The 17,989-nt window shown below is 69.3% G+C and carries 24 protein-coding genes; 13 read left to right on the top strand and 11 right to left on the bottom strand.

The window, feature by feature from the left end; translation table 11 throughout:
* Window positions 1-163: 163 nt before the first annotated feature.
* Window positions 164-589, top strand: a complete 426-nt coding sequence (locus AC2YHT_RS19950; protein ID WP_487291640.1) for an NtrZ family periplasmic regulatory protein — start codon at window positions 164-166, stop codon at window positions 587-589.
* A 191-nt stretch (window positions 590-780) separates the two neighbouring features.
* Here the strand turns inward: AC2YHT_RS19950 and AC2YHT_RS19945 are convergent, their stop codons facing one another.
* The gene (locus tag AC2YHT_RS19945) at window positions 781-1,407 is read right to left on the bottom strand and encodes a thiamine phosphate synthase (protein ID WP_487291639.1); all 627 of its coding nucleotides are present in this window, start codon (window positions 1,405-1,407) and stop codon (window positions 781-783) included.
* On the opposite strand from AC2YHT_RS19945, the gene AC2YHT_RS19940 reads away from it, so the two are divergent.
* Window positions 1,406-2,050: a YggS family pyridoxal phosphate-dependent enzyme gene (locus tag AC2YHT_RS19940; RefSeq protein WP_487291638.1), complete on the top strand. Its 645-nt coding sequence runs from the start codon at window positions 1,406-1,408 to the stop codon at window positions 2,048-2,050. The two genes, AC2YHT_RS19945 and AC2YHT_RS19940, sit on opposite strands and share 2 nt — an antisense overlap.
* Window positions 2,051-2,957: 907 nt before the next feature.
* Here the strand turns inward: AC2YHT_RS19940 and AC2YHT_RS19935 are convergent.
* A complete protein-coding gene (locus AC2YHT_RS19935) occupies window positions 2,958-3,470 on the bottom strand; it encodes a L,D-transpeptidase family protein (protein WP_487291637.1) in 513 nt (170 codons plus the stop codon).
* A 66-nt stretch (window positions 3,471-3,536) separates the two neighbouring features.
* Between AC2YHT_RS19935 and AC2YHT_RS19930 the strand changes: the two genes are divergently transcribed.
* Window positions 3,537-4,223: a response regulator transcription factor gene (locus tag AC2YHT_RS19930; protein ID WP_198575488.1), complete on the top strand. Its 687-nt coding sequence runs from the start codon at window positions 3,537-3,539 to the stop codon at window positions 4,221-4,223.
* A gap of 81 nt (window positions 4,224-4,304) precedes the next feature.
* Here the strand turns inward: AC2YHT_RS19930 and secB are convergent, their stop codons facing one another.
* Window positions 4,305-4,799 (bottom strand): protein-export chaperone SecB, encoded by a 495-nt coding sequence (gene secB / locus AC2YHT_RS19925; protein WP_487291636.1) that lies wholly within the window; start codon window positions 4,797-4,799, stop codon window positions 4,305-4,307.
* Window positions 4,800-4,961: 162 nt separating this feature from the next.
* Here secB and timA point away from each other — a divergent pair, with 162 nt between their 5' ends.
* Genes timA through AC2YHT_RS19905 form a run of 4 tightly spaced genes read left to right on the top strand, consistent with a single transcriptional unit; the run spans window position 4,962 to window position 7,612 of the window.
* Window positions 4,962-5,564: a TIM44-related membrane protein TimA gene (timA, locus tag AC2YHT_RS19920; RefSeq protein WP_487291635.1), complete on the top strand. Its 603-nt coding sequence runs from the start codon at window positions 4,962-4,964 to the stop codon at window positions 5,562-5,564.
* Entirely contained in the window at window positions 5,564-6,724 is a 1,161-nt protein-coding gene (gene mltA / locus AC2YHT_RS19915) for a murein transglycosylase A (protein WP_487291634.1), read from the top strand. The genes timA and mltA overlap by 1 nt, the downstream gene beginning before the upstream one ends.
* An 18-nt stretch (window positions 6,725-6,742) precedes the next feature.
* On the top strand, window positions 6,743-7,318 hold the full coding sequence (locus AC2YHT_RS19910) for a Smr/MutS family protein (protein ID WP_487291633.1): 576 nt from the start codon (window positions 6,743-6,745) through the stop codon (window positions 7,316-7,318).
* Window positions 7,319-7,612: a hypothetical protein gene (locus tag AC2YHT_RS19905; RefSeq protein ID WP_487291632.1), complete on the top strand. Its 294-nt coding sequence runs from the start codon at window positions 7,319-7,321 to the stop codon at window positions 7,610-7,612.
* Window positions 7,613-7,619: 7 nt separating this feature from the next.
* Here AC2YHT_RS19905 and AC2YHT_RS19900 read toward each other — a convergent pair whose 3' ends face one another.
* The 6 genes from AC2YHT_RS19900 to AC2YHT_RS19875 are packed head-to-tail and all read right to left on the bottom strand — an operon-like array spanning window position 7,620 to window position 11,706.
* Window positions 7,620-7,943: a phosphoribosyl-ATP diphosphatase gene (locus AC2YHT_RS19900; RefSeq protein WP_487291631.1), complete on the bottom strand. Its 324-nt coding sequence runs from the start codon at window positions 7,941-7,943 to the stop codon at window positions 7,620-7,622.
* Window positions 7,940-8,722 carry an imidazole glycerol phosphate synthase subunit HisF gene (gene hisF, locus AC2YHT_RS19895; protein WP_487291630.1) on the bottom strand — a complete coding sequence of 261 codons (783 nt, stop codon included), beginning with the start codon at window positions 8,720-8,722 and terminating at the stop codon, window positions 7,940-7,942. Before hisF ends, AC2YHT_RS19900 begins: the two co-directional genes overlap by 4 nt.
* Window positions 8,722-9,456 carry a 1-(5-phosphoribosyl)-5-[(5-phosphoribosylamino)methylideneamino]imidazole-4-carboxamide isomerase gene (hisA, locus tag AC2YHT_RS19890; RefSeq protein ID WP_199228335.1) on the bottom strand — a complete coding sequence of 245 codons (735 nt, stop codon included), beginning with the start codon at window positions 9,454-9,456 and terminating at the stop codon, window positions 8,722-8,724. Before hisA ends, hisF begins: the two co-directional genes overlap by 1 nt.
* Entirely contained in the window at window positions 9,444-10,085 is a 642-nt protein-coding gene (hisH, locus tag AC2YHT_RS19885; RefSeq protein ID WP_487291629.1) for an imidazole glycerol phosphate synthase subunit HisH, read from the bottom strand. The genes hisA and hisH overlap by 13 nt, the downstream gene beginning before the upstream one ends.
* 5 nt (window positions 10,086-10,090) lie before the next feature.
* Window positions 10,091-10,681, bottom strand: a complete 591-nt coding sequence (gene hisB / locus AC2YHT_RS19880; RefSeq protein WP_101713144.1) for an imidazoleglycerol-phosphate dehydratase HisB — start codon at window positions 10,679-10,681, stop codon at window positions 10,091-10,093.
* A gap of 35 nt (window positions 10,682-10,716) precedes the next feature.
* A complete protein-coding gene (locus AC2YHT_RS19875) occupies window positions 10,717-11,706 on the bottom strand; it encodes an adenosine kinase (protein ID WP_487291628.1) in 990 nt (329 codons plus the stop codon).
* Between the two features lie 111 nt (window positions 11,707-11,817).
* Between AC2YHT_RS19875 and AC2YHT_RS19870 the strand changes: the two genes are divergently transcribed.
* The 5 genes from AC2YHT_RS19870 to AC2YHT_RS19850 all read left to right on the top strand — a co-directional run bounded on the left by AC2YHT_RS19870 (window position 11,818) and on the right by AC2YHT_RS19850 (window position 15,367).
* The gene (locus AC2YHT_RS19870; RefSeq protein WP_487291627.1) at window positions 11,818-12,684 is read left to right on the top strand and encodes an ATP-grasp domain-containing protein; all 867 of its coding nucleotides are present in this window, start codon (window positions 11,818-11,820) and stop codon (window positions 12,682-12,684) included.
* 142 nt (window positions 12,685-12,826) lie between these two features.
* The gene (locus AC2YHT_RS19865; protein WP_487291626.1) at window positions 12,827-13,723 is read left to right on the top strand and encodes a hydrogen peroxide-inducible genes activator; all 897 of its coding nucleotides are present in this window, start codon (window positions 12,827-12,829) and stop codon (window positions 13,721-13,723) included.
* Between the two features lie 93 nt (window positions 13,724-13,816).
* Window positions 13,817-14,317, top strand: a complete 501-nt coding sequence (locus AC2YHT_RS19860) for a hypothetical protein (RefSeq protein WP_487291625.1) — start codon at window positions 13,817-13,819, stop codon at window positions 14,315-14,317.
* An 89-nt stretch (window positions 14,318-14,406) separates the two neighbouring features.
* Window positions 14,407-15,000, top strand: a complete 594-nt coding sequence (locus AC2YHT_RS19855; RefSeq protein WP_487291624.1) for a PadR family transcriptional regulator — start codon at window positions 14,407-14,409, stop codon at window positions 14,998-15,000.
* A 25-nt stretch (window positions 15,001-15,025) separates the two neighbouring features.
* Complete coding sequence (locus AC2YHT_RS19850) at window positions 15,026-15,367, top strand: DUF2218 domain-containing protein (protein WP_487291623.1); 342 nt, start codon at window positions 15,026-15,028, stop codon at window positions 15,365-15,367.
* Window positions 15,368-15,490: 123 nt separating this feature from the next.
* Here AC2YHT_RS19850 and AC2YHT_RS19845 read toward each other — a convergent pair whose 3' ends face one another.
* Entirely contained in the window at window positions 15,491-16,003 is a 513-nt protein-coding gene (locus AC2YHT_RS19845) for a MarR family winged helix-turn-helix transcriptional regulator (protein ID WP_487291622.1), read from the bottom strand.
* A 43-nt stretch (window positions 16,004-16,046) separates the two neighbouring features.
* Here AC2YHT_RS19845 and AC2YHT_RS19840 point away from each other — a divergent pair, with 43 nt between their 5' ends.
* Complete coding sequence (locus tag AC2YHT_RS19840) at window positions 16,047-17,270, top strand: MFS transporter (protein ID WP_487291621.1); 1,224 nt, start codon at window positions 16,047-16,049, stop codon at window positions 17,268-17,270.
* Between the two features lie 3 nt (window positions 17,271-17,273).
* Here the strand turns inward: AC2YHT_RS19840 and nth are convergent, their stop codons facing one another.
* Complete coding sequence (gene nth, locus AC2YHT_RS19835; protein WP_487291659.1) at window positions 17,274-17,972, bottom strand: endonuclease III; 699 nt, start codon at window positions 17,970-17,972, stop codon at window positions 17,274-17,276.
* Between the last annotated feature and the right edge of the window lie 17 nt (window positions 17,973-17,989).

Below are 17,989 nucleotides of genomic sequence, written 5' to 3'. Positions count from 1 at the left end.
TCGCGTGACATGACCGCCACAGGCGCCGCTTGAATCGTAACCTGCGACGATCCGCGTGATCCAAGCCCTGTTGACCGCGTTGTATTCAGGCCTTTATTCGGCGTTCAGGGTGTCCGTGCCTATATAGGGTTCGGGCAGGGGTAATTTTGGGGACAGGTGTCGAGTGACGAAGGTCGCGACCCAATTCGTAATGGCAGGCGCCGCCGCCGCGCTGATCCTGACGGGATCGGCCTCGATCGCGCACGCCCAGACGAAGACCCGCACCGCGCCCGCCACCGCCGACTTCTCCGTAAAGAACGACTTCACCGGTTCGCAGGGCGCGCCCTTCAGCCCGCAAGGCCCGAAGAAGACCCTCGAATTCGACGCCCGCAAGGGCAAGTGGGGCCTCAAGCTCGACCTCGACCAGCCCGTCGGTCGCGACATGGAGTTGAAGGACGTCCAGGCCGGGGCCTACTTCAAGGTCACCCCGTCGATCCGCGTCGGCGGCGCCGTGGCCCTGGGCGAGAACAACCCCGCCGTGGCCGCCCGCAAGAACGAAACCCGCGAGCCCGCCCCGCGCGTGAAGCTCGAGACGGCGTTCAAGTTCTGATCCTTGTGATCTGAGCTTCGAGCTCGATCCCAGACATTTCAACTTCCCGTCATTCCCGCCCTTGTGGCGGGAACCCCTGGTTCCGTTCGCACGTGAACTGCAAGCGACGTGCTCAGCACGTCGCCCCATCTGCCCTTGCGGCTGACAGAGGGGTTCCCGCCACAAGGGCGGGAATGACGGGAGAATGGTGGCTAAGCGCTGAACCCCTCGATCCCCGCCAAACCATAGACGTCCGCGCCGACCAGCGCGTCGGCGGTCTTCGCGTTGACGCCGCCCAGGGCGTAGACGGGCAGGGCGATGCTGGCGTTGATCACCGCCAGACCCTCAACCCCCAACGGCGTTCCGGCCGACGGGCTGTTGCTGGCAAAGACTGGCGAGACCACCAGCGCTTCGACCCCGGCTAGCTCTGCGGCTCGCGCGGCGGCCGCGTCGTGCGCCGCCGCCGTGACCCGCCAGGCCGGATGGGCCGCGCGGATGGCCGGGGCTGTTTCCGCCAGCCGCTGGGGCAGGTGCACGCCGTGCGCGCCGATCGCTTCGGCCAGGGCCACATCGGCGCCGGCCAGCAGCAGCAGGCCGCGCCTTTGGGCGATCTTGGCCAGACGCAAGCCGCGCTCGACCGCGTCGGCGGCGTCGAAGGGCCGATAGACGATCCCCGCGCCGGCCGGCAGGCGCTCGGCGAGGCCTTCCGGATCGGGCGTGCGGATCGGATCGGTGAAAAACAGCAGCCGGGGCAGGGGATCGCCCGGCCAGGCCCATGGGCGAAGCCGCGCGGCCGTTCTAGAGAGGGTCTCCAGACTGTCCGTTTCCTGGTCCGCCATGTCCGAAGCCCTGATCTCCATCCAGTCCCGCATCGCGGCCGCCGCGAAGGCCGCCGGCCGCGCCGCCGACTCCGTCCAGCTGGTGGCGGTGTCGAAGCTGCAGCCCTGGGACCATATCGCCCCGGTCTTCGACGGGGGCCAGCGGGTTTTCGGCGAGAACCGCGTGCAGGAGGCCAAGGAACGCTGGAGCGCGCATCGCGGCGAGATCGAACTGCGCCTGATCGGCCCCCTGCAGACCAACAAGGCCCGCGACGCCGTGGCCTTCTTCGACGTCATCGAGACCCTGGATCGCGAGAAGCTGGCCCGCGTGCTCGCCGACGAGGTCCAGGCCCAGGGCAAGGCCCCGCGCCTCTACGTCCAGGTCAACACCGGCGAGGAGCCGCAGAAGGCCGGGATCACCCCCGCCGACGCCGATACCTTCATCGCCGCTTGCCGAGAAACCTACGGCCTCGCCGTGGAAGGCCTGATGTGCATCCCGCCGGCCGATGAGGATCCCGCTCCGCATTTCCGCCTGTTGGCCGACATCGCCGCCCGCAACGGCCTTGCGAAGCTCTCCATGGGCATGAGCGACGACTTTGAAACCGCCATCGCCTGTGGAGCCACATCCGTCCGGGTCGGTTCGGCGCTATTCGGGACGCGGTAGAGGTTTGTGCCCAAGTGGGTTAGGGGGGCGAGACTTGGCTTGGCCTTCCTCCCCCGTAAAATCCCCGCGAAAGCGGGGACCCAGGTGTTTTATCGTCGAGCGCGGCGGGTGGCAGAAAAAGCCTGGGTCCCCGCTTTCGCGGGGATTTTACGGAGTTGGGGCGGCCTTACGCACGCTCTTCACACGGCGTAATCGGAAAAGAGTCCAGCGAACTCAACGCCCTGAAACTTTATAACCCCAACTTATCCTCCCCCACTCCAGACCCCCCATAATCATCCCCATCCCAGCCATGGGGAGGGCTCTTGGTACCGGCCCGAGTTAGCGGCTGAGATCGCATCGAGCGGGGCCGCTTGTTGCGTCATGGGAAGGGCGGGTTTGCAGGATCGCTCAGAAGGCGTGATTGGGCCGCCAGCCGTTCCGTGACGAGACAAGCGGGTCGACAGGGCCGGGATCGTTTCAAACCGGCCTAACAGGATCAGCCGAGGCGCCGCCGGATCACCGCGGGGCTATTGGTCCTGCCCGTCCGAGGGACAACCGGGTCCAGGGTTGAAAAAGCACCCGCGCCCCCGGTCCTTCGAGCCTACGGTGTGGCGGAGCGGTCAGACGAAGCCGAAACGCTAAACCACATCACGGTCTCCGGGCTCCGCCCGGCCGCTCCGCGCCTCCCCATCAACTTTCGTGAGTTTTCACGGGAGGCCGCCAACCCATGTCCCTCTCCCCTTGCGGGAGAGGGTGGCCCTGCGGAGCAGGGTCGGGTGAGGGGTCTCTCAGAACTCAACACCGCGTGCAGCGGTCAGGCCGGGCGGCAGCGTCTCCTATCTGAGAAACCCCTCATCCGACGGCCTTCGCTCGCCACCTTCTCCCGCAAGGGGAGAAGGATCACCTCACAGGGCCAGACGTCTTGAGCTCACGCCTCCGAGATCCCGATCGCATCCCCCGGCTGGGCCTTGGCCAGCAGCGTCTCGATGTCCGCCCGCGCCAGGGCCACGCAGCCTTCCGTGCCCGGATACCCCTCACGCGCCAGGTGCAGGAAGATCGCCGAGCCCATCCCTGGAACCGGCGGATCGTCGTTGTGGGCCAGGATCCCGACCAGGTCGTAGACCGAATCCTCGCGCCACATCCGCTCGGCGCTGGCCGGGTAGGGCAGTTTCACCGGTCGATTGTAGTTCGGGTCGCCCGGAGCGTCGCACCAGCCGTCGTCCGGCGCGATCGGCGCGATGGGCAGGGCCGTCGCGGGGCCGTCCGGATAGACGTCGGGGCGGTAGAGCACCTTGCGGATGCTCCAGGTCCCCAGCGGGCTTCGGTTGTCGCCCTCGCGCTTGTCGGTTGCGGCGATGACGCCGGCCTTGCCGAGGGCGCAGCGCACGCTCCGGCCGTCGCCCAGATCGATCGTTCCGTCCGAATACGCCTGGAAGATCATCGCAAACCCCGCTCCCGCAAGCCGCGCCCCTTGGCGCCGGGCCTCGCAGCGGTCATGTTCCGGCTCATGGCGCAACGCAAGACCCTGCTTCTCATCGACGACGACGACGACCTGCGCGGCGCCTTGGCCGAACAGCTCGCCCTGCACGAGGAATTCGCCGTGGCCGAGTGCGCCACCGCCGGCGAAGGCGTGCGGCAGGCCCGCGAGATCAAGCCGGACCTGATCCTGCTCGACGTTGACCTGCCCGACATGGACGGCCGCGAGGCCTGCCGGCTGATGCGCAAGAACGGCGTCACCGCGCCGGTGATCATGCTGACGGCCGCCGCCAGCGACAGCGACACCATCCTGGGCCTGGAATCGGGCGCCAACGACTATGTCACCAAGCCCTTCCGCTTCGGGGTGCTGCTGGCCCGCATCCGCGCCCAGCTTCGCAGCTACGAGGCCTCGGAGGACGCGCTGTTCCGCATCGGTCCCTACGAGTTCCGGCCGTCCGCCAAGCTGCTCGTCGACGACAAGCAGAAGAAGGTGCGGCTGACCGAGAAGGAAACCAACATCCTCAAGTACCTCTACCGCGCCGGCTCCAAGCCGGTTTCGCGCGAGGAGCTGCTGACCGAGGTCTGGGGCTACAACGCTGGCGTCACCACCCACACGCTGGAAACCCACGTCTATCGCCTGCGCCAGAAGATCGAGCCCGATCCGGCCGTGGCGCGGATCCTGATCACCGAGGCGGGCGGCTACCGGCTGCAGCCGTAGCCGCGCCGCGGACGGGCGAGCAAAAAGAAAGGCCCGGGGCTTTCGCTCCGGGCCTTCTTCAATTCAGCGATCGCGCCTGGATCAGGCGTTGCCGATCGGCGCGCCTTCGGCCTGGGCCTTGCGCGCGGCGTAGACGCCGCCGAAGTCGATCGGGTCGATCAGGAAGGGCGGGAAGCCGCCTTCGCTGGTGACGTCGGCGATCAGGCGACGGGCGAACGGGAACAGGAAGCGCGGGCACTCGATCAGCAGGACTTGCTCGAGGGCGTCTTCCGGCACGCCGGTGATGTGGAACAGGCCGCCGTAGACGACTTCGACGTGGAACACGGCGGTCTCGCCGCGCGTGGCGCGGGCCGACAGCTTCAGGTCCACTTCGAACAGGCCGTCATTGCGGCCGCGGGCGTTCATCTCGACGCCCATGTCGATGGCGGGCTGGTCGGCGGCGGCGCGGAGCGAGTCCGGGGCCAGAGGGTTTTCGAACGAGAGGTCGCGAACGAACTGGGCGACGATGCGGATGCCGGCGGCGGCCGCTTCGTTGTCGTCCTGGGCGGCGGGCGGAGCGCCGATGGTGTCGGTCATGAACGTTTTCCGTGTTCGGCGCGGGTCGCCCGGCCTTAGGCGTGAGCGGCGCTGCTAACATGTGCGAGAACGCCGTGCAACGTCAGGCGCCTGACGCGGGCGGTCGCTTCGCCTATATAGGAAGGCTGTCGTCGCCATCGACGGCCCGATGCGGAATTTGTCGTGACTGAACTGATCGTCTTCGCGGTGCTCGCCGCCGTCGTCCTCTACCAGCTCTACGCCGTGCTTGGCCGGCGGATCGGGCGTCAGCCCGAGGACACGCCCGCCGCCGTGGCCGCTCCAGCCGCAGGCCGTCCGGCCGAAAACCCGGAGACCGTGGCCCCGGTGGCCGCCACCGGCGTGGCCGCCCTGCGCGCCCGCCAGCCCGACTTCGACGTCGGCCGATTCCTGGTGGGCGCCCGCCAGGCCTACGAGATGATCCTCAAGGCCTTCGCCGCCGGCGATCGTGAAACCCTCCGGCCGCTGCTGGCGCCTGACGTCATGGCCAATTTCGAGGGCGCGATCGTCGCTCGCGAGGCCGAGGGCCGCACCGAGAGCGTCGAGCTGCTGACCCTGCCGCGCGTCGATCTCGACAGCGCCTCGGTCGAGGGCGATGTCGGCCGCGCCGTGGTGCGGATCCTCGGCGAGGTGCGCACCCGCTCGACCAGCGCCGCCGGCGAGGCGGTGGACGATCGCCGCACGGCCGACATGTGGACCTTCGAGCGCGATCTCAAGAGCCGTAATCCCAACTGGACCCTGGTGCGCGTCGCGGTCGCCGAGGCCTGATGTTGCGTTCCGTCCTGACCGCCGCGGCGGCCGCCCTGGTTCTGGCCGCCTGTACGACGGCCGCCCCGCCCCTGCCGATCACCCCGACGGCGCCGGTCCCGCCCTCGACAACCCCGACACCCCGGCCGCAACCCACTCCGCCGGTCTCTTCGGGGGCCGGCTTCTCGGCGCTCCAGGGCTGGAACGAGGAAGACCACGCCGCCGCCCTGCAGGCCTTCCGCGAGACCTGCGGCGTCGCCAAGGATCCGCCCACGGCCGAGGTGTGCCGGAAGGCCAAGCAGGCCGGGCCGGTCGACGACGCCCGGGCGCGCCTGTTCCTGGAAGCCAATTTCCGTCCCGAGCCGATCGCCGGCCAGGGCCTGCTGACCGCCTATTTCGCGCCGGAATACGAGGCGCGGATGTCGCGTTCGGCCGAGTTCAGCGCCCCGATGCGCGGGCGTCCGGCCGATCTGCTCATGCTCGACCTCGGCGCCTTCGATCCGACCCTGAAGGGCAAGACGGTGGCCGGCCGCGTCGCTGGCGGGACCTTCACCCCCTATGACGACCGCGCCGCCATCGAGGCCTCGCCGCTGGACCGGCCGCTGGCCTGGCTGCGGCCCGAGGACCTGTTCTTCTTGCAGATCCAGGGCTCGGGCGTCCTGACCCTGCCCGACGGCCGCCGCGTGCGCGCGGCCTTCGCCGCCCATAACGGCAAGCCCTTCACCGGCATCGCCACGGCCATGCGCGATCGTGGCCTGCTGGCCGACGGCGACACCTCGGGCGAGGCGATCCGCGGCTGGCTGGCGGCCAATCGTGGTCCCAAGGCCGACGAGATCATGCGGCTGAACCCGCGCTACGTGTTCTTCCAGACCTTGCCCGACGACGGCCGCCAGGCCACGGGCGCGGCCAATGTGCCGCTGCCGGCCGGCCGGGCCATCGCCGTCGATCCCAGCCAGAACGCCCTGGGCGGCCTCTACTGGATCGACGCCAGCGCGCCCAAGCTGACCGGAGCCTTCCCGACCTATCGCCGGGCCGTGGTGGCGCTGGACACCGGCGGCGCCATCAAGGGCGCGGTGCGGGCCGACCTCTACATGGGCACCGGCCAGGCGGCGGGAACCGAGGCCGGCCGCGTGCGTCACGACCTGCGCCTGTGGCGCCTGGTCCCTCAGCCGCAATCCTGATCCCCGGGGCCTGATCCGATGAGCAAGCGGCCGCCCGACGACGACGGCCAGCGCCTCTGGCGGCTGGTGGCCTCCACCGTACGCGCCAAGGCCGGCGAGACGCCGCTGAAGATGCGCGCCAAGGTCAAGGTTTGTCCGGCCAAGGCCGAGCTTATGGGTCACGCCGCCGAGGTCGCTCCGCCGACCCGTCTGGCCTCGATCGCGCCGCTGCGCATCGACCCGGCCGACATTCCGGCGCTCAAGCCCAAGCCCAAGGCGCCCAAGCCGCCGCCCGAACGCATCGAGCCCAACCGCCATCGCCGCATCGCCAAGGCTCACGACCCGATCGGCGCCCGCCTCGACATGCACGGCCTCGACCAGGACCAGGCCCGCGCCACTCTGGAGCGTTTCATCCGCCGGGCCTTCGACGACGGCCACCGGGCGGTGCTGGTGATCACCGGCAAGGGCAAGGTCGGCCACGGCGTCCTGCGCCAACGCACGCCCGAATGGCTGGCCGCGCCGGCCCTGCGCGAGATGATCGCCGGGGTGTCGCCGGCGGACCAGCGCCACGGCGGCGAGGGCGCGCTCTACGTGGCGCTGAAGCGGAAGGGGTAGATGACGGGCTCGCTCTACACCGTGGTCTGCCAGTTTCGTGGCGGTATCTATGTGAGCCAGTTCCGGGCCGACGACGAGATCGAGGTCGTGCGGGCCTGGGCGGAGATGCTCAAGCGAGATCGCCCCATCGCCCGGGTGTCCTATGCGATCGCGCGAAATGCGCTGGCCGACCTCGATCTCCACAGGGATATTCCGCCGACCGCGCTCGAAGGACTTTCGGACGTCTGGTTCCACTGCGTGTCGTGCGGAAAGGACGGAGCGTTTCTCAACATCGTGCGCACCGCCGAAGGCTGAAAACCGTCTACTTCGGCCGCGACGCCTTCTCAGCGTGCCCAGAGGTCCCTTCGCGGGCTTCCAGCTTCTCGGCCACGGCGTCCAGCGACACGCCGGCCGCGGCCATCAGCGCCAGCCAGTGGTACAGCAGGTCAGCGCTCTCCGAGGCCAGGGCTTCGGGGCCTTGCGACACGGCGGCGATCACCGTCTCGACGGCTTCCTCGCCCAGCTTCTTGGCGGCCAGGGCGGGATCGTTCAGCAGCTTGGCGGTGTAGGACGCGCTCGGATCGCCGCCCTTGCGGCTCTCGACGGTGGCGGCCAGGCGCTCCAGGACTTCGAACAGCCGGCTCATGCGACCGCTCGCGCCGGATCCAGGCGCACCGGCACGCCGGCGGCGGCCATGGCGGCCTTGGCCTCGCCGATCGAGATCTCGCCGAAGTGGAAGATCGAGGCGGCCAGCACGGCGGCGGCGTGGCCGTCGCGGGCGGCTTCGACCAGGTGCTCGGTCTTGCCGGCGCCGCCCGAGGCGATCACCGGCACGTTGACCGCGCCCGTCACCGCCTGCAGCAGCGGGATGTCGTAGCCGATCTTGGCCCCGTCGCGGTCCATCGAGGTCAGCAGGATCTCGCCCGCGCCGCGCTCGACCACCTTGGCGGCCCAGTCGACGACGTCGAGGCCGGTGTCCTTGCGGCCGCCATAGGTCCAGACGTTCCAGCCCGAGCCGTCCGGCCGGGCCTTGGCGTCGATGGCCACGACCACGCACTGGGCCCCGAAGGCGTCGGCGCCGGCGGCGATCAGGTCGGGGTTCTCGACCGCGGCGGTGTTGGTCGAGACCTTGTCGGCGCCGGCCAGCAGCAGGCGACGCATGTCGGCCACCTGGCGCACGCCCCCGCCCACCGAGACGGGCATGAAGCAGACCTCGGCGGTGCGCGAGATCACGTCCAGGATCAGGCCGCGGCCCTCGCTGGAAGCGGTGATGTCGAGGAACATCAGTTCGTCGGCGCCGGCCGCGTCATAGGCCGCGGCCTGCTCGACGGGGTCGCCGGCGTCGCGCAGGTCGACGAAGTTGACGCCCTTGACGACCCGGCCGTCCTTGACGTCGAGGCAAGGAATGATCCGGGTCTTCAGCATCAGAGCGCCGCCGCGACCAGGGCTTCGGAGGGCTTGATCGTGCCGGCGTAGAGCGAGCGGCCCAGGATGGCGCCGGCGACCTCGACGCCCTTGCGGGCCTTCAGTCGTTCGATGTCGGCCACCGAGGCGACGCCGCCCGAGGCGATGACGGGGATCGAGACGGCGTCGGCCAGTTCGCCCACGCCCTCGACATTGACGCCGGTCAGGGCGCCGTCGCGGCTGATGTCGGTGACGATCAGGGCGGCCACGCCCACGTCCTCGAAGCGCTTGCCCAGGGTGATGGCGTCGATGTCCGACAGGCCGGTCCAGCCGTCGATGGCGACCTTGCCGTCACGCACGTCGACGGCCACGGCGATCTGCTCGGGCCACAGGCGGGCGGCCTTGCGGACCAGGTCCGGATCGTGGACGGCCACGGTGCCGAGGATGACGCGCGACACGCCGGCCTCGATCCAGGCCTCGATGCCTTCCAGGGTGCGGATGCCGCCGCCCAGCTGCACCGGGATCGAGATCGACTCCAGGATCGACTGCACGGCGGCGGTGTTGACCGACTTGCCTTCGATGGCGCCGTTCAGGTCAACGACGTGCAGCCACGAGAAGCCGTCCTTGACGAAGCGCTGGGCCTGGTCGGCCGGGCTGTTGTTGAAGACCGTGGCCTTGTCCATGTCGCCGTGCAGCAGGCGCACGCACTGGCCGTCCTTCAGGTCGATGGCGGGATAGAGGATCATGGGCGCCATTCCAGGAAGTTGGCGAGCAGGGCGAGCCCGGCGGCTTGTGATTTTTCGGGGTGGAATTGTACGCCCGCGACATTCCCCTTGGCCACCGCCGCGACGAACGCGCCGCCGTGGTCGCTGGTCGCCACCACGTCGGCCGGATCGGCCGCCGCCAGGGCGAAGGAATTGGCGTAGTACATGTGGGCGCCGTCCTCGATGCCCGCGAACAGGGCGTGAGCGCGCGAGAAGGCGATCGCGTTCCAGCCCATGTGCGGGATGGTCAGCGACGGATCGGACGGCTGAAGCTTCTTCACCTGGCCGCCGATCCAGTCGAGGCCCGGCGTGACGCCGAACTCGAGACCTTCGGTGGCCAGCAGCTGGTGACCGACGCAGATGCCCATGAACGGCGCGCCGCGCTGGTGCACGGCCTCGTTCATGGCCTCGAACACGCCCGAGGCGTCCAGCCCAGCGCGGCACGAGGCGAAGGCCCCGACGCCGGGCAGGAACACCCGGTCGGCTTTGGCCACGAGATCGGGATCGGCGGTGACGACGATGGAGGCGGCGACGCCGCGTCGGCGGGCGGCCTCGTTCAAGGCCTTCTCCGCAGATCGCAGGTTGCCCGACCCGTAGTCGATCAGGGCGAGAGTTTGCATGGAACCTACAGCACGCCCTTGGTCGACGGCGCCTGGCCGCCGGTCTTCGGATCGAACTCCACCGCCTGACGCAGGGCTCGGGCAAGCGCCTTGAAGCCGCTCTCCGCCACGTGGTGGGTGTTGTCGCCGTACAGCGTCTCCAGATGGATGCACGCCCCGCAGTTCATGGCGAACGCGTGGTGGAACTCCTTGAAGAGCTCGGTGTCCATCTCGCCGACCTTGGGCCGCTTGAACTCGACCTTCCAGATCAGATAGGCGCGGTTGGACAGATCGATGGCGCAGCGCGTCAGGGTCTCGTCCATCGGGATATAGGCGTGGCCGAAGCGCCGGATGCCCTTGAAGCCGTCCAGCGCCTTGTTGATCGCCTGACCCAGCACGATCCCGGTGTCTTCCACCGTGTGGTGCATGTCGATGTGCAGGTCGCCCTTGGTCTCGATCTTCAGGTCGAAGCCGCCGTGGCGCGCGAAGCTCTCCAGCATATGGTCGTAGAAACCAATGCCGGTGGAGATCGTCGAGGCGCCGGTCCCGTCGAGATCGATCCAGACCCGGATCTGGGTCTCTTTCGTCTCGCGGACCACTTCAGCGGTGCGGGCCATGCTTCGTCCTTGAAGGCCCCGGAGGGCCTTGGTGGTTAGAGTCCGTTCTGGGCGGCCAGGTCGCGCAGCTTGACCTGCGGACGCGGACCGTAGTGGGCGATGACCTCGGCGGCGGCCAGGGAGCCCAGCTTGCCGCAGTCGGCCAGCGAGCGGCCCTGGGAGAGGCCGTAGAGGAAACCTGCGGCGTATTGGTCGCCCGCGCCCGTCGTGTCCACGACTTTTTCCACGGGGAAGGCCGAGATTTCATGGACGCTATCGCCTTGGGCGACCACCGAACCCTTTTCGCTTCGGGTGACGGCGGCGATCTCGACCCGCTTGGCCAGTTCCTTCACGGCCGCATCGAAATCGTCGGTCTGGAACAGGGCGCACACTTCGGAGGCGTTGGCGAAGACGATGTCGCACTGGGTCTCGACGAAGCCCAGCAGGGCCTCGCGGTGACGATCCACGACAAAGCTGTCCGAAAGCGTGATGGCGATCTTGCGGCCCGAACCGTGGCTCAGGGCGGCGGCCTTGGCGAAGGCGCGGCGGGCTTCCAGCGGGTCGAACAGATAGCCTTCGAGATAGGCGTACTGGGCGGCCTCGATGATGGCCGGGTCGACGTCGGCGGCGGTCAGCTCGACGCAGGCGCCCAGATAGGTCGACATGGTGCGCTGGGCGTCGGGGGTGACGTTGATCAGGCACTGGGCGGTGGCCGGGCCTTCGGCCAGCGGCGGGGTGATGAAGGTGCCGCCGATGGCGCGCATGTCGTGGGTGAAGACGCGGCCCAGCTGGTCGTTGGCGACCTTGCCGATGAAGGCGGCCTTGCCGCCGAAGCTGGCCACGCCCGCCACGGTGTTGCCCGCGCTGCCGCCCGAGGCCTCGATGCCGGCGGCCATGGCGTCGTACAGGCTGGTCGCGCGCGTCGTGTCGATCAGCGCCATCGAGCCCTTGACCAGCCCTTGCGCGTCCAGGAAGGCGTCGTCGCACTGGGCGATGACGTCGACGATGGCGTTGCCGATGGCGGCGACGTCGTAGAGGGCGGTCATGAGGGGTTCCGATGGGGACTGCGAAAAGAGAACCGTTGGCAAGTAAAGGAACGGGGCCGGCAAGGCAACGCGGGGCTTGCCCGATACGGTGCGGCTTTCTAACCCTGGGGCATGAGCACCGCCCGCCCCGACGTCCTGATCCTGGTCCCCGCCGCCGACGAACCGCGCTTCGCCCAGAGCTGGCCGCCGCTGTTCGAGCGCCTGGCGACGCCCCTACGCGCCCTGGGCCTGACCGTCGCGTCGCGCTCCTGGACCGATCCGGTCGATCCGGACGGGCAGGGGATCGTCCTGCCGCTGCTCAGCTGGGGCTATCACCATCGCGAGCCCGAATGGTACGCGCGGCTCGACGCCCTGGAGGCGGCCGGCGTGCGCACGGCCAACCCGCCGTCGCTGCTGCGCTGGAACACGGCCAAGACCTATCTGCCGGAACTGGCCGCCAAGGGCGCGCCGGTGGTGCCGACGATCACGCTGGACAAGGTCACGCCCGAAGCCGTCGTGGAGGCCCGCGATCGCTTTCAGGTCGATGTCGTCGTCGCCAAGCCCCAGGTCTCCGGCGGCTCGCACCAGACGGTGAAGCTGGGCCGCGATTCCGACCTCTCTGGCGCGCCCACCGGACCAGCCCTGATCCAGCCGTTCCTGCCGGCGGTGGGCGAGGAGGGGGAGCTGTCGCTGTTCTTCTTCGACGGGGTCTTCAGCCACGCGGTGACCAAGGTGGCCGTGCCCGGCGACTTCCGGGTGCAGCCGCAGTACGGCGGCAAGGTCAGCGAGATCGCGCCCGAGCCCGAGGCCCTGCACGCCGCCCGCATGGTGCTGGACGCCGTCGGAGCGCCCCTGACCTACGCCCGCGTCGACCTGATCCGCGGCCTCGACCACACCCCGCAGCTGATGGAGCTGGAGATCATCGAGCCGGATCTCTTCCTCGAGCACGCCCACGACCACGGGGCGGCCTTCGCCAGGGCGGTGAAGGCGGCGCTTTAGGGGAGGGCAGGGAAGGGCATGGGCGTTCTTTAGGCGCTGGGTGGGCCGCGAGCGACATGCGCACGATCGTTCGCTGGCGACGAGCTCGAAATCGGGTCGATTGCTTTTGGAGTTTCGATAGAGGCGGCCTATATCGGAAGCCATGCTCCCGACCCTCCGCCAGCTGCAATATCTGAAGCTCCTGTCGGAGCACGGCTCGTTCAGCCGGGCCGCCGACGCCTGCTACGTCACCCAGCCCACCCTGTCGGCCGGGATCCAGGAGCTGGAGAAGATCCTCGGCGCGCCGGTGGTCGATCGCGCCCGCTCGGGCGTGATCCTGACCGCCGCCGGCCAGGAGGCCGTGCGCCGGGCCACCGCCATTCTCGCCCAGACCGAAGACCTGGTTCAGGCCGCCCGCGGCGCCGGCCAGCCGCTGGCCGGGCGTTTCCGCCTGGGCGTGATCCCGACCGTGGCCCCCTACCTGCTGCCGCGCGCCCTGCCGATGCTGCGCGACCAGTTCCCCAAGCTGCGCCTCTTTCTGCGCGAGGACCTGACCCAGCGCCTGATCGCCTCGCTGAAGGCAGGTTCGCTGGACGCGGCCCTCATCGCCCTGCCCTACGATATGACCGGTCTCGACTGCGCCCATGTCGAGGACGACGAACTGCTGGCCGCCGCGCCAGCCAATCACCCGATGGCCCTGCAGGAGCGGGTCGACCCCTCCAGCCTCGACGGCCAGGAGCTGATCCTGCTCGAAGACGGCCACTGCCTGCGCGACCACGCCCTGTCGGCCTGTGGCCTGGAGCCGCCCAAGACCAATGGCGAGGACGAAAGCTTCGCGGCCACCTCATTGCCTACCCTGGTGCAGATGATCGGCTCGGGCCTGGGCGTCTCGTTCCTGCCGGCCATGGCCGTGCAGGCGGGTCTGGCCGAGAACGCCCCGGTGACCATTCGGCCGCTGAACACCGCCCAGTCCAGCCGCGAGATCGTCGTCGCCTGGCGGGCCGGCTCCAGCCGCGCCGCCGAGGGCCGCCTGCTGGCCGAGACCCTGCGGGCGGCGTGATCGTCGCGCCTTCGTCCAAGACCATCGTTCTTCGAGTCTGCGACCTTTCCCCCGCTCGGCGCGTTGCAGCCGGGACCGGAACTGGAGCGCACGATGAAGACGGCGATGACCTTGGCCCTGCTGGGCGTTGCGATGACGGCCTCGGGCTGCGTCAGCCTTTCGCGCAGCACGGCGGTCGAGACCCTGCCGTCCGACTGGCGCGCCCAGGCCCGCGTCTCCGAGGTGCGCCTCACGCGGGGTGATCTCAAGGTCACCGAGGGCTTCGACGCCCTGTTCAAGCAGCACGTCCAGGCCAAGCTCGACGGCTGCGCCAAGGGCGACCGGCCGTTGCGGCTGGAAGCGAAACTCGACCGCTTCGACAAGGCCAACCCGGCCCTGACCGCCCTGGTCGCCGGCGCCAACGTGCTGCGCGGCAAGGCCCGGCTGGTCGATGTGCGCACCGGCAAGGTGGTTGGCGACTACGCCATCGGCAAGACCATCGTCGGCGGCCGCTTGGCCGTCATCAAGATGGGCGAGGCCGAGGAGCAGCTCAGCGACGCCTTCGGCGAGGAGGTCTGCCACCAGGCCTTTCCGGCGGCGGTCGCAAACCGATAGCATCAGATATATCTAAATAGCTCTTGACGCCTTGCGATTTCGATATATCTATCATTTCGATATAACGAAACTGCATCGAAAGAGCATACATGTTTGGACGTCATCATCATCCCCACCACGGCCGCCACGGCGGTCATCACAGCCGCCATCCGTTCGGCTTCGACGGTCGCGAACACGGCGGCGGCATGGGCGGTCGGGGCTTCGGCCGCGGCGGTCCGCGCGGCGGCGGCCGGTTCTTCGACCACGGCGACCTGCGCCTCGTGGTCCTGAAGCTGATCGCCGAGAAGCCCAGCCACGGCTACGAACTGATCAAGGCGGTCGAGACCGCGGCCGGCGGCGCCTACAGCCCCAGCCCCGGCGTGATCTACCCGACCCTGACCCTGCTGGAAGAGCTCGGCTACGTCGCCGCGACCGACGCCGGCGGCGGCAAGAAACTCTACACCATCACCGACGAAGGCCAGGCCTTCCTGGAAGCCAACGCCCAGCCGGTGAACGGCCTCTTCGCCCGCATGGCCGAAGCCGCCTCGCGCAGCGCCGCCTTCGCGCCGCAGATCCTGCGGGCCCGCGAGAACCTCAAGACCGCCCTGCGGCTGAAGCTGCACGCCGGCAGCCTGTCGGCCGAGCAGATCGCGGCGATCGCCAAGGCCCTGGACGACGCGGCCGCGGCGATCGAAGCTGTCTGACGTCGGGGAGCCAAGGAGCAGAGCCATGCAGAGCCACGCCCGCCTCGTCACCGACAAGGCCGCCCGCTACATGACCCAGCTGGCCAAGCACTGGGGCCACAAGTTCGAGGTCGAGTTGACCGAGACCACGGCGGCCTTCCCGCTGCCGCTGGGGCCCTGCCGCATGACCGCCGACGCCGAAGGCCTCGACATGACCGTCGAGGCCGACGACTTCGAGGCCCTGGAGAAGCTGGAGCAGGTGGTCGCCGACCACATCCTCCGCTTCGCCTTCCGCGAAAACGTCGAGAAGCTGCACTGGACCCGCGCCCGTGAAGCCGGCCACATCAACCCGCCCAAGGCGCGGGGCGGGCTGGGGTTGGGGCTCTAGGTTTCTGTCGGCACGCTGCGTGGTCCTCGTCCTTCGACAAGCTCAGGATGAGGACCAAGGATAGGCTCGGCGATTGAAAACCTCACCCTGAGCCCGTCGAAGGGCGAGGTTTCGCCCCCCCCCCTACTCTGCCTCCAGCCCCGCCAGCAGCTTGGCCAACAGGCCATTCAACGCCTGCTGCTCCTCGCCATCGAGCGCCGCCAACAAGCCCCGTTCGTTGTCGATGTGCAGCGGCAGGATCCGGTCCAGCAGCGCCAATCCCTCGTCCGTCAGCGCCACCAGCGTGCCCCGCCGGTCGCTGGGATGCGGGCGACGCTCGACGAGGGCCATCTTCTCCAGCCGGTCGATGCGGGCGGTCATGCCGCCCGACGAGACCATGGCCGTCTCGTAGAGGTCGGTCGGGGTCAGGGCGAAATCGCCGCCGGCCCGGCGCAGGGTGGCCAGCACGTCGAACTCGCCGCGCTGCAGGCCGTGCGCCGAAAACAGCGGCGCCAGGCGGTCCTTGAGCACGATCTCGGCGGCCTCGCAGAGGCGGCCGACCAGCTCCATCGGGAACGGATCGAGGTCCGGCCGCTCACGCCGCCATTGGGCCGAAGCCGCGCCTGCGCGGTCGTGACGCTTGGCTTTCGCCGTCATCGGATATATCTCGCCATAAAGATACTTGCTTTCGAGATATATCGTGGTCCTCGCTTACGAAGAAGACGCCAAGACGCGCGAACATGCGCTTCTTGCCGCCCGTGCCGCCAAAAGCGGCGCCGTGCTCACCATCGCGGCGATCGTCGTGGCGGCCCTGAACCTGCGCCCCGCCCTGGCGGCGCTGGGTCCGGTGCTCGACACGGTGAAGGCGGCCACCGGCGCCTCGTCGGCCGCGGCGGGCCTGCTGACCACCTTGCCGATCTTCCTGATGGGCCTGGGCGCCCTGCTGGCAGCGCCGCTTCGGCGGATGCTGGGCGAGCGCATGGGCGTGGCCGCGGGCCTTGCGGCCATCGCCCTCGCCTGCGGCTTGCGCGCCCTGTGGCCCAGCCTCAGTGGCCTGTTCGTCAGCGCCGCGATCGTCGGGATCGGCGTCGCCGCCGTCCAGGCCCTGATGCCCGGTTTCATCAAGCGCTTCGCCGGCGATGACGCCGCCCGCCTCACCGGCCTCTACACCACCGGCATCATGGCCGGCGCCGCCGTCGCGGCGGCGGGCGCCTCGGGCCTGACCCGTCTGGCCGGCTGGCAGGCGATGTTCGGCCTGTGGGCCCTGCCAGCCGTGCTGGCCCTGTTGCTGTGGACGGGCGCGACCAAGCGCTCGGTCGCCGTTCCGGCCGGCGGGCCGCGCGTCGTGCGCCGTCACGCCCTGTGGAAGAGCCCCCGCGCCTGGCTGCTGCTGACCTTCTTCGGTGTCGGCACCGGCGCCTACACCCTGGTGCTGGCCTGGTTCCCGCCGTTCTACGCCAGCCGGGGCCTGATCGCCGACCAGGCCGGCTATGCGCTTTCCGCCCTGACGGTGTGCGAGGTGCTGGCGGGCCTGACGGTCTCGGCGGCCATCGCCCGCCGTCCGGATCGCCGTCCTCTCTTGATCGCCGCCCTGACCTCGCTGCTCAGCGGCATCGCCTGCCTGCTGCTGGCGCCCTGGCTCGTCCTGCCGGCCGTCTGCCTGCTGGGCGCGGGCATCGGCGCGATCTTCCCGCTGTCTCTGATCGTCACCCTCGACCACGCGGCCGACCCCGACCAGGCCGGCGACCTGGTGGCCTTCGTCCAGGGCGGCGGCTACGTCATGGCCAGCGTCATGCCGTTCCTGGCCGGCTGGGTGCGCGACGCCTCGTCGGACTTGTCGGGCGCCTGGCTGCTGATGGCGGTCGGCGTGGTGGCGATGATGGTGATGACCGCGCGGTTCAAGCCGGGCGCGCGGGTCGCCTAAGAGCTAGAAAAGCCCGATCGACGGGCAGAGGTCGGCGATCTTGCAGATCTCGCACTTGGGCTTGCGGGCGATGCAGACATAGCGGCCGTGCAGGATCAGCCAGTGGTGGGCGCGGGTCTGGTAAGGTCCGGGCACGATCCGCATCAGGTCGTCCTCGACCGCGTCGGGGGTCTTGCCGGCCGACAGCTTCAGGCGGTGCGAGACGCGGAACACGTGGGTGTCGACGGCGATTGCCGGTTCGACGTCCAGCTCGTTGAGCACCACGCTGGCGGTCTTGCGGCCCACGCCGGGCAGGCTTTCCAGCGCCTCGCGGTTCAGTGGCACCTGCCCGCCATAGCGGTCCATCAGGATGTGGGCCGAGGCGATGACGTTCTTGGCCTTGGTGCGGAAGAGACCGATCGAGGCGATGTACTTGATCAGCCCGTCTTCCCCGAGTTCCAGCATCTTTTCGGCGCTACCTGCGACCTGGAACAGCGGGCCGGTGGCCTTGTTGACCTGGACGTCGGTGGCCTGGGCCGACAGGGCGACGGCGGTGACCAGCTCGTAGGGGTTGGAATAGTTCAGCTCGGTCTTGGGTCGTAGCTCCAGGCTCTCGAAGCGCTCGAACAGGATGCGCACGCGTTCGCGCTCGGCGGGCGAGATCCGCTTGGCGGCGGGGCGTTTCTTGACAAGGGGTTTTGCGACGGCCATCGCCGCGACCATGCCGTGATGCGGCCGGC

This window comes from Caulobacter sp. SRI_008 (assembly GCF_057586355.1).
The sequence above is the reverse complement of the archived record's forward strand: the minus strand, read 5'-3'. Positions and strand labels throughout refer to the sequence as shown.

Coding starts and splice junctions, on each gene's coding strand:
- AC2YHT_RS19940 (WP_487291638.1), top strand. CDS start 1,406: ATGTCCGAAGCCCTGATCTCCATCCAGTCCCGCATCGCGGCCGCCGCG.
- AC2YHT_RS19945 (WP_487291639.1), bottom strand. CDS start 1,407: ATGGCGGACCAGGAAACGGACAGTCTGGAGACCCTCTCTAGAACGGCC.
- AC2YHT_RS19935 (WP_487291637.1), bottom strand. CDS start 3,470: ATGATCTTCCAGGCGTATTCGGACGGAACGATCGATCTGGGCGACGGC.
- AC2YHT_RS19930 (WP_198575488.1), top strand. CDS start 3,537: ATGGCGCAACGCAAGACCCTGCTTCTCATCGACGACGACGACGACCTG.
- secB (WP_487291636.1), bottom strand. CDS start 4,799: ATGACCGACACCATCGGCGCTCCGCCCGCCGCCCAGGACGACAACGAA.
- mltA (WP_487291634.1), top strand. CDS start 5,564: ATGTTGCGTTCCGTCCTGACCGCCGCGGCGGCCGCCCTGGTTCTGGCC.
- AC2YHT_RS19910 (WP_487291633.1), top strand. CDS start 6,743: ATGAGCAAGCGGCCGCCCGACGACGACGGCCAGCGCCTCTGGCGGCTG.
- AC2YHT_RS19905 (WP_487291632.1), top strand. CDS start 7,319: ATGACGGGCTCGCTCTACACCGTGGTCTGCCAGTTTCGTGGCGGTATC.
- AC2YHT_RS19900 (WP_487291631.1), bottom strand. CDS start 7,943: ATGAGCCGGCTGTTCGAAGTCCTGGAGCGCCTGGCCGCCACCGTCGAG.
- hisF (WP_487291630.1), bottom strand. CDS start 8,722: ATGCTGAAGACCCGGATCATTCCTTGCCTCGACGTCAAGGACGGCCGG.
- hisA (WP_199228335.1), bottom strand. CDS start 9,456: ATGGCGCCCATGATCCTCTATCCCGCCATCGACCTGAAGGACGGCCAG.
- hisH (WP_487291629.1), bottom strand. CDS start 10,085: ATGCAAACTCTCGCCCTGATCGACTACGGGTCGGGCAACCTGCGATCT.
- hisB (WP_101713144.1), bottom strand. CDS start 10,681: ATGGCCCGCACCGCTGAAGTGGTCCGCGAGACGAAAGAGACCCAGATC.
- AC2YHT_RS19875 (WP_487291628.1), bottom strand. CDS start 11,706: ATGACCGCCCTCTACGACGTCGCCGCCATCGGCAACGCCATCGTCGAC.
- AC2YHT_RS19870 (WP_487291627.1), top strand. CDS start 11,818: ATGAGCACCGCCCGCCCCGACGTCCTGATCCTGGTCCCCGCCGCCGAC.
- AC2YHT_RS19865 (WP_487291626.1), top strand. CDS start 12,827: ATGCTCCCGACCCTCCGCCAGCTGCAATATCTGAAGCTCCTGTCGGAG.
- AC2YHT_RS19860 (WP_487291625.1), top strand. CDS start 13,817: ATGAAGACGGCGATGACCTTGGCCCTGCTGGGCGTTGCGATGACGGCC.
- AC2YHT_RS19855 (WP_487291624.1), top strand. CDS start 14,407: ATGTTTGGACGTCATCATCATCCCCACCACGGCCGCCACGGCGGTCAT.
- AC2YHT_RS19850 (WP_487291623.1), top strand. CDS start 15,026: ATGCAGAGCCACGCCCGCCTCGTCACCGACAAGGCCGCCCGCTACATG.
- AC2YHT_RS19845 (WP_487291622.1), bottom strand. CDS start 16,003: ATGACGGCGAAAGCCAAGCGTCACGACCGCGCAGGCGCGGCTTCGGCC.
- nth (WP_487291659.1), bottom strand. CDS start 17,972: ATGGTCGCGGCGATGGCCGTCGCAAAACCCCTTGTCAAGAAACGCCCC.